Genomic DNA, 12447 nt, shown 5'->3' on the forward strand with positions numbered 1-12447 from the left:
ATCGCGACGGTTCGACGGAGCGCACGTCCCTCGAACCCCCGCTCCACATCGACGCTACAATCTGCTATTATGGCACACAGACCTGCGGCTGAGATCAGGCCGTTCGAGATCAGGAAATGGGCTTCCCTCCCTCTCCGCCACTTACCCCTCCACAGGGGTGTACAGAAGTCCACGGATCTCGACTTTTTCCTCCTGATTACTGACGCTTGGTTCACCAGCACGGCCGCAGTGGTCGCCACACCCTTCCGCAGGCGTTTTGCGGGCAATCCCTTTCACGCGCGATTCGGAAAAGCCCAATCTGTGGTCACACCTCGCCTCTCGGGTACAGGCCGTTAGCTATTCCGGCGGCTGTCACCCACGCAGGTCATTCCCGTGCCGCAGCGGGCATGTCGGTTTTCGCCAGGATCGGCCATTTACAAGCCGCGCCGCGGTAGTCTGGCATCATAGGCGACAGGAGGAGGGATGTTGAGGCGCTCGCGAACGGAAACCAGTGGCTCCGCCAGCAACTGCTCATAATCCTCGCCCTGCAACCATGCAGCGCGGCGGCCGCGACGATAGCCTTCCCAGACTGCGCGGACGCCGCCAAAGCCCACCGGTGACCGCCAGGCCTGAACTGCTCCGCCGACCGCGATCATCGCCCAACCCAGGCCACCCGTCTGCGCATAGGAAAAGGCGGTCAGGCAGGCCTCGCCCAGCGGATCGTCAGACCGGTAGCCGGTCAGAATATGCCAGATGTCGTGAATGTCCCGCGTGCGCCGCGCGAACCATGCATAGGGATGCTCCACCTCCCGTGAGAGATCGTCCGTCCTGCTGACAGCTGCCAGGCCCTGTGCGGAATATCCCGTCTCGGCCAGGAAGCGCGCATAAGCGGCGCCGAGGCTCCCTTCCGAAAACTGCCCGATGAACGCCGGGTCGGAGAGGCGATCGGCAAGCTCAACATGCCTGGAAGCAATCATGCCGCCTTTGGCTGTGAGCAGCAGCTTGTCATACCCTGCCTTGGCCGTGCCGGCGTTCAGTGCGCGCATGATCCGGAAGACCTGCGCCGTGTCGTTGGCGTCGGACAGCAGGCCGCGCAGAGCGGAGAAGGCCGCGCGCCAGTCCTTGCGCCCTGAGTTATCGAATGTGGAGGTGATGGTCGTCATGGAATAACTCCCTGGGAATGTCGAAGCGGTACTTCAGGCCTTCGATGAACGGTTGGTGCGACGGTGCCACCAGGTGGTGACGGTCGATGCCAGCAACCCAATAACCAGGATGATCATGATGGCGTCTCCTTGGTGGAACACGACCCTTGCCGTTTCCGTTGGCGCCAGTAATATGAGCAAAGCTCACTTTCACAAACTCGCGTTCGACGCCTTACGGATAGCCAATGCAGAGCAAGGAAAATCAGCAGGTTGGCGCCCGCCGGCCGCATCAGGCGCGGTCGCGCTACAAAGTGGAACTCATATTGGAGGCGACGATCCGTCTTTTGGAAAAAGATGGTCTCGATACGCTCACGACCAATGCCATTGCCGCTGCCGCCGGGGTCAGCATCGGAACCCTTTACCAATATTTCGCCAATAAGGAGGCGATCCTCGATACGCTTGCCGACAAGGAGATGGCAGCCATGTCCGAGCGTGTCCTTGAGGTCATGGCAGACCAAGGCATAACGACGGCCGATCATCGGATCACGGCGGTCATCCGGGCGGTCGCGGCCAGCTATGGCGAGCGCCACGGAGCGCACCGGATTGTCATGGCGCATTCGCTGAGCCGGGGCGGCAGTCGGCTGTCGCCCCTGTTCACCCAGCTGATTGCGATGTTGTCGGGTCATCATGAGAGGGGCGCAATTCGACAGCCCCTGAACGCGGCTGATGCATTCGTTATGGCACACGCTTTTGGAGGGGTTTTGCGCGCCATGATAAGCGAAGGAGACAAATCTCCACCTCAGGCCGAGATCGAGCAGGCGCTGGCGCGATTGGTCGTCAGCTTCGTTGGATAGCCACTCCACCACGTCGTTCGGATGGTGGCGAAGAGTGCTTATCGTACGAATGGTCGACTAAATTTCGGAGGGAGGTTGCCTCTTTGGCGTCACGGCCGAGCGGATCAGGATGAGCGCTGCATATAATACAACCGCCACGACCAGCCAGCGCAGGATGAGGATGGGCATGGAGCGGACCAGGAAAGCGGCGATCAGGACGGCGGGAACGCCGCCGATCGCCATGCCCGTGGCGAACCGCAAATCCAGATCGCGGCTTCTGACCCGTCGGATCGCAGAGGCGCTGATGCTGAACGCGACTGCACTCGTCATGATCGGGAATGCATAGCGCGGGTCCATGCCGAACAGGCTGAGCGCAACCAGTGTCGGCGCATAAGCGCCGACGCCAAAATTCTGTAAAATGCCAAGAACCAGTTGAAGAGCGATCGCGAGCAGCGTCAGCGTCAGGGGCAGGGTGGATGCCTGCCCGCCGCCCGGCATCAGCGCCAGATTGGTCGCCGTGTAGAAGCCGGCAGCGATGAGCAGGGCGAGCGCGACGATGATCTGGACGACCCTGACAGGCGCCCGCTCCGCCAGCGGAACGCCCAGAAAGCCTCCGAGTACCATCGCAATGATGCACCCGAGAAGTAGCAGCGGATCCACCTCGACGCCCAGCAAGGCGAGAAAGATGGCCGACTGGACAATGGTGGGCAACGCATGGCCGGCAAGAAGCGTCGGTGGGATCAGGCGATCGGGCGCGAGCCGACGAAACTTCAGCCAGGCCATCGTTGGTGCGAACGACCCGATGCCGAGCGTATCGAAGAAATTGGTGACGGCACCCAATATGACGGCTTCGATGCGGGGGCGGCGCAGCGCCTGCGCAGCGAGGCCGCGCATCAGCGCCACCATATAGATGATCGCCGTGATACCCAGGGCCGTCAGCAAAAGGGTCAGAATCATGCTTCTGTTCCAGTGAGAGGGACCGTGATCTTCTGACGGCCGGAGCAAGGCTATGCGGTGACGATGGATTTGACAATATGGAAATAGTTAGACAAAAAAGAAATCAACAGCTGGTACATGTGCGGACGAAGTTTTGGGCGCACTCGGGGTACGTTTGGAAGATTGTTTTGCATGACCGAAATCGGCCCGCTCTGGCTTTTCACGCCTCCGGCCTCCATCGGCCGACCGGTGTGGCTACGCGCGTGATGGCATCTGGACGATTTTCCTTTCCGGATAATTATTGCCTATACCCGGACGACCGGCGCATAAGGGCTTGCGAAGAAATTCGGGTGGCGCGGGGAGGACGAGCATAGCATGACCGGGACAGCCAGGAGCACACTGGGGTCCGCACTGCGGGCGATACGCAAGGAGCGCCGATGGAGCCTCGCCGAGGCCAGCAAGCATACTGGACTCGCCATATCGACCCTGTCGAAGATAGAAAACGGCCAGCGATCGCTCACCTATGACAAGCTGATCGAACTTGCCGGTTCATTACAGGTCGACATTGCCCGATTATTTTCCGGCGCGAGCGATGGCAGCACGGCATCCCATGCCCTGCTGGGGCGCCGCAGCGTCCAGCGCGACGGGGACGGTTTCACGATCGAAGCGGGCGTGTACAGCTACCGCTACCTGGCGGAAGATCTTATCAACAAGCGCTTCTCGCCGATCGTGATGGACCTGCACGCGCGATCGGTACAGGCTTTTGACGGCCTTCTGCGCCATGCGGGCGAGGAATTTGCCTTCGTGATCGAGGGCGAGGTCGAGTTGCATACCGAACTCTATGCGCCGCTCAAACTGAAGGCCGGAGAATCGGTCTATTTCGACAGCAATATTGGCCATGCCTATCTCAACGCTGGCGATGGCCCGGCCCGTATCCTCACCATCGCATCGAGCCCGATCCCGAATGACAATCCGTTGGATCTGCCGGTGGCATTGCCTGCGCAAAGCTGAGTTTTCGCTCTTGCCCTTAAGGAAAAAATTTTCCATAAGGGAAATAACAAAAGGGGAGCGCGAAAACTCATGGTCCTCAGTCTGGACAGGGACGATCGGGCCATGCGCGATGGCGCGGCGGGGCCGGGAATGGCGCTCGCCATGCGCATCCTCGTCCGGACCGCCGAACTTCTGGGCGCGGACGCGCTGATCCCAATCGCGTCAGCGCATATCGACGGCTGCCTCTATCATGGCGACAGCGGCGCTCTGTTCGCCGAGCGCCTGGTTGCCGACGGCGCCCGAGTGTGCGTGCCGACGACGCTCAATGTAGGAGCGCTCGATCTCATCCATCACAAGCGCGACCGGCTTGCGCCCCACGCCGCGGCGATGGCTAGGCGGATGATGCAGGCCTATGTCGCGCTCGGTTGCCGGCAAACCTGGACATGTGCGCCCTATCAGGCGGGCCATCGTCCCGCGCCGGGCGAAGATGTCGCCTGGGGCGAGAGCAATGCTGTCGCTTTCTGCAATTCCGTGCTCGGCGCGCGTACCAACCGCTATGGCGACTTCTTGGACATCTGTGCGGCCATCACCGGCCGTGCGCCTCGAACGGGGTTTCATCTGCCGGAAAAACGCCTGGCGACGATCGCGGTGGACATGTCGGCTGTGCCCCGGAGCTTCTGGGCGGACGATTCCGCCTGGCCGATCCTGGGAGCCTGGCTCGGTCATGCGGTCGGCGCGGAGGTCGCGGCGCTGATTGGCGTGCCCAAGACGGGCGAGGACCAGTTAAAGGCGCTCGGCGCTGCCGCGGCTTCCAGCGGCGCGGTCGGCCTGTTCCACATCGTCGGACTGACCCCGGAAGCGCCCGACGTGGCGACGGCCTTCGGCGGTGTGGCGCCGCGCGAAACCCTTCGCGTGACGGCGGACATGTTGCGCGAGGCGCGCGGGCGCCTGTCGACGTCGGGCGCGAGACCTGGCGAGGCCATCGATGCCGTTGCCATCGGCAGCCCGCATCTGTCCGCCGCCGAACTGCGCGAGCTGGCGGGACTGCTTGGGGGGCGCAGATGCGCTGTACCGATCTATGCCTGCACGGGCCGTCATGCGCTGGCGGAGATTCGATCTGAAGGCCTGGAGGAAGAGCTGGCGGCCCGTGGCGTAGTGATCGTCGCCGATACCTGTATCGTCGTGACGCCGATCCTGCCGGCGGCAAACGGATTGCTGGTCACCAATTCGGGAAAGTTCGCCCATTACACGCCAGGCAACACAGGCTATGACGTATTGTTCGCGCCGCTGAGCGATTGCGTCGAAAGTGCGGTCAGCGGTCACTGGCATGTCGGAGCGACGGCATGAGCGCCACCCTCCTCATTCCGGCCAGCCCGCTTCGGTCGGTCAGTGGCCCCGCGCTGCATCTGGAAGAGCCGATCAGCTTCTGGGGCGGCGTCTCACCCGAGGACGGCCGGCTGCTGGAGCCGCGCAACGCGGCCCATGGCGAGTCGGTTTCCGGCCGCGTGCTCCTGATTCGCGAACTGCGTGGATCGTCTTCGGCAAGCTCGGTATTGCTGGAGCTGATCCATCGCGGCGCGGCGCCCGCCGCGATCATCCTGCATGAGGCGGATGCGATCCTGGCCCTTGGCATCCTCGTCGCCCAGGAAATGGCATGGCACACGCCGCCGATGATCCAAATGCCGGCCGATGCGCAGAGGCGGGTACCGAAGGACGTGGTCATATCGGTTGCGCCAGACGGCCGGATTGCGTGGAACACCGCCGCCTTGTGACGGAATTTTCCGTTATGGAAAACGGCAGTGCCTCGGCCGGCCGAGATCGACATGCTGTCAACCGAATCAAACCGGGACGATTATTGGTGCTGAACGGCACGGATGACCGACGCTGCCTCATTTCCCTGTTTTTCCATTAAAAATAAATTTCGACAAAATGGAAAATTTATGACAGATTGGCTCATCGATCACAAAAGGGGGGTATGATGGTTCTGGGTTCAAAGCGGCCAGCGGCCGCCAATTCGGGGAACGGGCGCGCGCAGGCGCGGCGCCTGATCGCTCTTGCAAGCGGCGCTGCCCTGCTTGCCATTCATGCCGCCCCTGCCTTGGCCCAAAGCGCGCCGGCTGAAGACGACAAGTCTAACGAGATCGTGGTGACAGCCTCGAAGCGCAGCGAAAGCATATCCAATGTCGGTGGCTCGATCACGGCGCTGAGTGGCGACAGGCTTTCGGAACTCGGCATCAACTCCTTTCAGGATTTCAGCCGACTGACTCCGGGCGTCTCGTTCCAGAGCGTCACGCCGGGCCGGACTCAGATCAGCATTCGTGGCGTGAACGTCGGCACAACGCAGCCAAGCAGTTCCGTCGCGACATATATGGACGAAGTGCCGCTGAACGCTGCGGCCACATCCTCCTTGTCCGGCGACATCAATACGGATCCCGATCCATTTGATCTGGAGCGGATCGAAGTTCTCAAGGGACCGCAAGGCACGCTCTACGGCGCCAATGCGCTGGGCGGCGTGATCAAATATGTGACCAAGGCGCCGCAGTTCGATCGTGTGGCCGCAGCCGGCCAGGTCGGTCTGGGTTCGGTGCATAAGGGCAGCAACGACTATTCCGGCAAGGCGATGGTCAACCTGCCGCTGGCCGATTGGGCGGCGCTGCGCGTGGTCGGATTCTACCGAAAGGACGCCGGTTACATCGACAATGTATCGTTGAACGACGACGATGTTAATTGGGCGAAGAACCGCGGCGGCCGTGCCATTTTGGAATTGCGGCCGGTCGACGATCTGGTCGTCAAGCTGACGGCCTTGACCCAGCGTCTGACCACGGGTGGCGACTCTTCCGTAGACGCGCTTCGCACCACGTTGAAGCCTGCGTTCGGAGATCTGACCCAGGCCCGCCCCATTGCCGAGGGGCTTTCGGACCGCTTCAATCTCTACAATGCGGTCGTGAACTATGATTTCGACTTCGCCACGCTTGTCTCTTCGTCGGCTCTGACCCGGCAACGGTTTCGTCGTGCCAGCACGTCTGTCGCGCTCAGCCCCTCATCCCAATATAGTTCGGTGTTCCAGGGCAGGAATAACAAATTCGTTCAGGAAATTCGATTGCAGTCCGCCAGTGTCGCGGGGACCGGCCTCGAATGGCAAATCGGAGGCTTCTACACGAAGGAATCCTATAATCGGGCGTCGACCGATATCTTGTTGGACCTGGGAACCGGGCAGCCGCTCGAAACTTCAACCAGTGGTACGATCGCAGACTATAAGGAGACGGCTGCGTTTGCCAACGCAACCTATTATTTCAGCCCCATGCTCGATATCGCGGCAGGCATACGCTACAGCCATAACAAGCAGGACGGCATCGGAACAAATAACTCCGGTCAATTCAACGGCCGCAGCGGTGCTTCCAGCGACAGCAAGGTGACGTGGAGCGTAACCGGTCGCTATCATCCGGTCGAAGATGTCCTGCTATATGCCAACATATCGACAGGCTATCGTGCAGGCGGTCCGAACTTCTTCGCAGTCGGGCAGGCGATTCCGCCCTCGTTCGCACCGGAAGAGCTGACGAACTACGAAGCGGGCATCAAGTTCAGCACCAGCGACAAGAAAGCCAGTTTCGCCCTTTCCGCCTTCTATATCGACTGGTCGTCCATCCAATTGCCCCTGATCGTCAATCGCCTGACCTTCCGCGGCAACAACGGCACGGCGCAAAGCAAGGGGTTCGAAGCATCGGGTTCCGTAACGCCGGTGGACGGACTGACATTGGGAGGAACGCTGTCCTACACCGCGTCGAAGATCACGTCGGACGAGCGGACCGGCGTCGGTGCCGTGCCCGGCGAGCGGATGGCGGGCGCGCCGAGATGGGCGGGCTCCCTTACCGCTGACTATGAACGCCCGCTTTCGGACACGCTCACGGGTTTTGTCGGCGGAACCTTCACCTTCAGCACGAACCGGCCCAATAGCTATCGCTTGAGCGTCAATACGCCCTATGTCCTGATCCCGGGCTTTGAAACGTTCGGACTGCGGACTGGCGTGGATGGCGGTGCGTGGAGACTGACGCTGGCTGCCGACAATCTTTTCGACAAGCGTGGCATCACGGACGATTATACGTTCCCAAGATATTTCGGGGAGCTTTTGGGGGTAGGAACCTATTATGACCAGCTCGGCACGATCCGGCCACGCACTGTGCGCCTGACCTTCGACGTCTCTTACTGACCTCGTCGATCGGACGTGAACGATGATGGCCACGGGACTGGTCCGGAACAGGTCTGTCGAACATATCCTCGCACCGGCCGGACCGCCGGTGCGGAGTTCGACGGCGGCCGTCACGCATTGGAGGGCGTGGCGGACCGGTCCCGTGTTCCGACCGGCGGGTCGGCGATGACGGAGCCGTCGACGGATGGATCGGCGCCGCTGCATCTGGATGCATTGCAGCTGCGCCGGGTGCTGCAAGATGCTCCGGTGGTGGACAGCCTGATCGACTTCTTCCGTTCGCGGCCTGTCACGCCGCTGCGGCAGCGGCTAGCGCAGAGCGACGGCCGCGAACTCATCGTCATGCCGATCATATCGGCACCCTATTCGGGTGTGAAGATGCTGACGGTGGTGCCCAGCAACGCCGGCTCGCAGCATCCGGTGATCGCGGGACTGTTCACGCTCGTAGATATGAGCAACGGCACGACCCTGGCGACCATGGACGCGAGCGAACTGACGGCCTGGCGGACGGCCGGCGTCGCGGCTGCGGCTGCGGCACGGCTTGCGCGCGCCGATGCAAGGACGCTCACCCTGCTTGGTGCCGGGCACATCATTCCCTACCTCGCCGCCGCGCACGCCGCGGTCCGCCCGATCGACAAGGTGATCGTCTGGGCGCGTCGTGCAGATGCGGCGGCTGCGGCGGCCAGACATATCGTCGAGCGGCTGGGCCGGCCCGACATCGAGGTCGAGGTGGCGGCCGACCTCGAAACAGCGGTGCGCAAAGGCGATATCGTCAGCGCGGCCACGCGCGCGACGAACGGTCTGATCGAAGGGCGATGGCTTTCTGCGGGCGCTCATGTCGATCTGGTGGGTGGATATCGCCCTGACATGCGGGAGATCGACGATGCCGGTCTGTTGCGCAGCACGGTCTATGTCGATGATCGCGTTGCGGTGCTGAACGAAGCGGGTGACCTGACCGATCCGATATCGCGAGGTGTCGTGACGCAGGAGTTTGTGAAAGGGGATTTTGCGGACCTTGCCCTCGCGCAACTCGGACGGGCGGGCGTCGAGGAAATCACCTTGTTCAAATCGGTCGGCGTCGCGGCGTCCGATCTGGCGGTCGCCATACTGGCCTGGCGGCGGCACGCCGGCATGGCTTCGTCGAGCGGTTTCCCGTCGGATGGCATCAATTGACGGTTCGGAAGGCGCGAAGATCAAAAACACGGAGAGCGGTCGATCCCCCGCAGTCGGATCGGCCTCTCCAGAAATCGTCATGGACTGCGCACGGCTGTCCGGGGAGACAAGAATGACCAGTCTGTTCATGGGTCTAAAGATTGGACCGGTGCCATGTCCCGGTCTGCGCCGGACCCTGACTCTGTTGCTGTCCGCGATATCGCTGGCCCAGCCGATCATCGCTGCGGCCGCGACGGCAGATGATTATGCCCGCGCTGACAGGATAAGATCGTTCGACAACCGGAGGATCGGCGGGGCCATCTTCCCCCACTGGCTGCCCGACGGACGAAGCTTTTATTATCGTTCGTTCGCCGATGACGAACAGCCAGGCACCATCTTCCTGGTCGATCCTGCGAAAGTCTCGAAGCGGGCCCTGTTCACGCTGGCGGGACTGGCGACCGCGCTTTCAAAGGCATCGCGCACGAATGTCGATCACGATCAACTCCCCGCCTGGCGCCTGACCGACGCATCGACGGTGGTCGCGCGTGTCGGCGCGGAAGAGTATCGCTGTGTCGTGGCCACCATGGTCTGCCGCGCAACACCTTCGCCTGTTGGCGAATCGGTTCCCCAATGGGCGGTCCGTTCGCCCGACGGCAAATGGGATGCCTTCGTCTGGAACTATAATCTGTATGTCCGGCCAAGCGACGCAGCGCAGGGCGACGGAACATCCTACCGTGCAGCGCTAAGCGATAGTGACGGCAACTATGCTTTCCCGATGTCTGGCGACAGCGAGGATATTGCGAGCTTCAGGCCGACCGGGCAGCGCGGGAATTGCGACTGGCGCGCACCGGCCGGGCCGGTCGTCACCGCGGAACCCGATTATATGCCGCCGCCGGCAGGGGCGATCGCCCTGACGCAGGACGGCTCGCGCCTCTACAGCTACGGGCCGCGGTGGAAACTGGGGGCCGAGCATGCGACGCTCGATGCCGATCGCTACCGCCCTACGCGCGCTTCGATGACCTGGTCGCCGGACTCGTCAAAACTGCTGGTGCGGCGCGAGGATCTGCGCGGCGTCGGTGTCTATCCGCTCTATTCGTCGACATCGGACCAGCCTGTCGATCACAGCTATTTCTATGCGGCGCCGGGGGCGGACCATATTCCGCAATATGATCTGTTCGTGGTCGACGTAGCCGCACGAAGCGCCGTGAAGATGGACGTGCCACCGACCGGAACGGTATTGGCACCAGGCGGCGCACAATGGACACAGGACTCGCAACGGCTTCACATCCTGTCATCCAATCGTGGACCGACAAAGATCATGTTCTCGGCGGTGGAAGCGGCGACAGGACAGGCCAAGCCGCTGATCGTCGAGACATCGAAAACCTATGTCGAGATGGGCAATGGCGGTCGGCAGACAATTGTCGCCGTCTCTCCCACAGGCAAGGATATCATCTGGTTTTCCGAGCGCGATGGCTGGGGCCATCTTTATCTTTATGGCGCGGACGGCAAACTCCGCAACCAGATCGACAAGGGGGCAAACTCGGTCGCAGAGCTGATCCGTGTCGATTTCGCGCGCAAGCTCATCTATTTCACAGCTATGGGCCGCGCTGCCGGAAATCCCTATGATCGTCATCTCTATCGGGTGGGATTCGACGGTCGCGGGCTGACCGCCCTCACGCCGGAGGACGGCGATCACGGCATCGCCTTTGCACCCGACGGCAGCTATTTCCTGGACAGGCATCAGAGCATCACCACACCACCGGTCACGACGGCGCGCGCGCCCGACGGTCGCGCGCTGATCGAACTGTCACGCGGACATGACACGGCGCTTCGCGCAATCGGCTGGCGTCCTGCGGAAACCTTCTCGGTGAAGGCGAGGGACGGCAAGACAGATCTCTACGGCGTCATGTATAAGCCGAGTGATTTCGATCCGGCCAAACATTATCCGATCGTCGTCAACATCTACCCTGGCCCGTTCATGGGCAGCGTTGGAGCCAACTGGACGTTTCAGGGCGGAGACAATATCGGACCGCGCGAGCAGTCCAAACCGCGTGTGACACATGGCGAAGGGATGAGCCAGTCGCTTGCCGAACTCGGCTTCATCGTCATCAAGCTGAATTCGCTCGGCACGGCGCAGCGGTCCAAGACGATGCAGGATTATTTCTACGGCAATGCGATCGACAACGGCCTGCCCGATCAGATCGCAGCCATTCGCCAGCTTGCGAAGCGCTATGCGTGGATTGATGCGGATCGCGCGGGGATAACGGGCCACTCGGGCGGCGGCTTCGCGGCGGCGGCCGGACTGCTTACCCATCCGGAGGCCTTCAAGGTCGGGGTGGCGCAAGCGGGCAACCATGATTTCCGCACCTATGGATGGTATTGGGGCGAACAATATATGGGTCCGCTCAAGACGCAGGCCGATCGTGTGCGTTATGCCCAGCAGGCCAACGCCAGCTATGCCGCCAATCTGAAGGGCAAGCTTATGCTGGTTCATGGCGACATGGATTGCAACAACCCGCCGGCGCAGACGCTCCGGCTTGTCGATGCGCTGACGAATGCAGGCAAGGATTTCGACCTCCTCATGGTGCCGGAGGCCGGACATCAGCTTCCATCCTATGTGATGCGGCGGAGTTGGGATTATTTCGTCACAAACCTTGCCGGACAGCCCGCGCCGACAAATTATCCCGTCACCGAACCGGGATACTAAACGCGCCGGTCGATTGCCTGGTCGCCGGGCCGGCCGACGGCTGCGCAATGCAGTCGTCGACTGTTTCACCGGACCCGCACGGGGTAGCCATGTCTAGAGCATGATCCGATCATGCTCTAAGTTTCTTTTGTTTTCCGCATTTTCCGATCCGACAGATGTTACCGTCTGCTTCGAAAATGCTCTAACATACGCATTTGACCGGGATCAAAGCACGTCTCTTTTCCGCAATGAGAGTCGTACGGGCAGGATCGAGTGACGGCCGCTCGAACACGACGATCTGTCCGATTACAGCCTGTTGTTGACGGGTTCGTATTCAGCTTGCTCTGGCAGCCGAGCAATGTGGAATGGGAGTAGGGGCGCGGGCATAATCTGTGCCTCGATCGATTTTTCATCCCTCCCTCTTCGCCACTGACTTTCTAAGACATGGTTTCGTCCTGACGATAGTGTGCTGATCGGAAGCCCTGCCGGGTTGCGGGATCCGGGGCAGATGGGCAACATGGGGCA

9 protein-coding genes are annotated in these 12447 nt (G+C 61.6%); 7 read left to right on the forward strand and 2 right to left on the reverse strand.

Features of this window, described 5'->3' with window-relative positions; genetic code table 11:
• Positions 1–413 precede the first annotated feature (413 nt).
• Positions 414–1142 carry a Coq4 family protein gene (locus tag VMR39_RS12895; protein ID WP_325416400.1) on the reverse strand — a complete coding sequence of 243 codons (729 nt, stop codon included), beginning with the start codon at positions 1140–1142 and terminating at the stop codon, positions 414–416.
• A gap of 224 nt (positions 1143–1366) precedes the next feature.
• Between VMR39_RS12895 and VMR39_RS12900 the strand changes: the two genes are divergently transcribed.
• Complete coding sequence (locus tag VMR39_RS12900) at positions 1367–1975, forward strand: TetR/AcrR family transcriptional regulator (RefSeq protein WP_325416401.1); 609 nt, start codon at positions 1367–1369, stop codon at positions 1973–1975.
• A gap of 57 nt (positions 1976–2032) precedes the next feature.
• Here VMR39_RS12900 and VMR39_RS12905 read toward each other — a convergent pair whose 3' ends face one another.
• Entirely contained in the window at positions 2033–2911 is an 879-nt protein-coding gene (locus VMR39_RS12905; RefSeq protein ID WP_325416402.1) for a sulfite exporter TauE/SafE family protein, read from the reverse strand.
• A 354-nt stretch (positions 2912–3265) separates the two neighbouring features.
• Between VMR39_RS12905 and VMR39_RS12910 the strand changes: the two genes are divergently transcribed.
• The 6 genes from VMR39_RS12910 to VMR39_RS12935 all read left to right on the forward strand — a co-directional run bounded on the left by VMR39_RS12910 (position 3266) and on the right by VMR39_RS12935 (position 11943).
• Positions 3266–3901, forward strand: a complete 636-nt coding sequence (locus tag VMR39_RS12910) for an XRE family transcriptional regulator (RefSeq protein ID WP_325416403.1) — start codon at positions 3266–3268, stop codon at positions 3899–3901.
• A 69-nt stretch (positions 3902–3970) separates the two neighbouring features.
• Complete coding sequence (locus VMR39_RS12915) at positions 3971–5227, forward strand: aconitase X catalytic domain-containing protein (protein ID WP_325416404.1); 1257 nt, start codon at positions 3971–3973, stop codon at positions 5225–5227.
• Complete coding sequence (locus tag VMR39_RS12920; protein WP_325416405.1) at positions 5224–5652, forward strand: aconitase X swivel domain-containing protein; 429 nt, start codon at positions 5224–5226, stop codon at positions 5650–5652. Before VMR39_RS12915 ends, VMR39_RS12920 begins: the two co-directional genes overlap by 4 nt.
• A 206-nt stretch (positions 5653–5858) precedes the next feature.
• A complete protein-coding gene (locus VMR39_RS12925) occupies positions 5859–8087 on the forward strand; it encodes a TonB-dependent receptor (RefSeq protein ID WP_325416406.1) in 2229 nt (742 codons plus the stop codon).
• A gap of 15 nt (positions 8088–8102) precedes the next feature.
• The gene (locus tag VMR39_RS12930) at positions 8103–9257 is read left to right on the forward strand and encodes a hypothetical protein (protein WP_325416407.1); all 1155 of its coding nucleotides are present in this window, start codon (positions 8103–8105) and stop codon (positions 9255–9257) included.
• A 112-nt stretch (positions 9258–9369) separates the two neighbouring features.
• Positions 9370–11943, forward strand: a complete 2574-nt coding sequence (locus tag VMR39_RS12935; RefSeq protein ID WP_325416408.1) for a S9 family peptidase — start codon at positions 9370–9372, stop codon at positions 11941–11943.
• The last annotated feature ends 504 nt before the right edge of the window (positions 11944–12447 follow it).

The organism is Sphingobium sp., assembly GCF_035511395.1.
GTDB lineage: Bacteria > Pseudomonadota > Alphaproteobacteria > Sphingomonadales > Sphingomonadaceae > Sphingobium.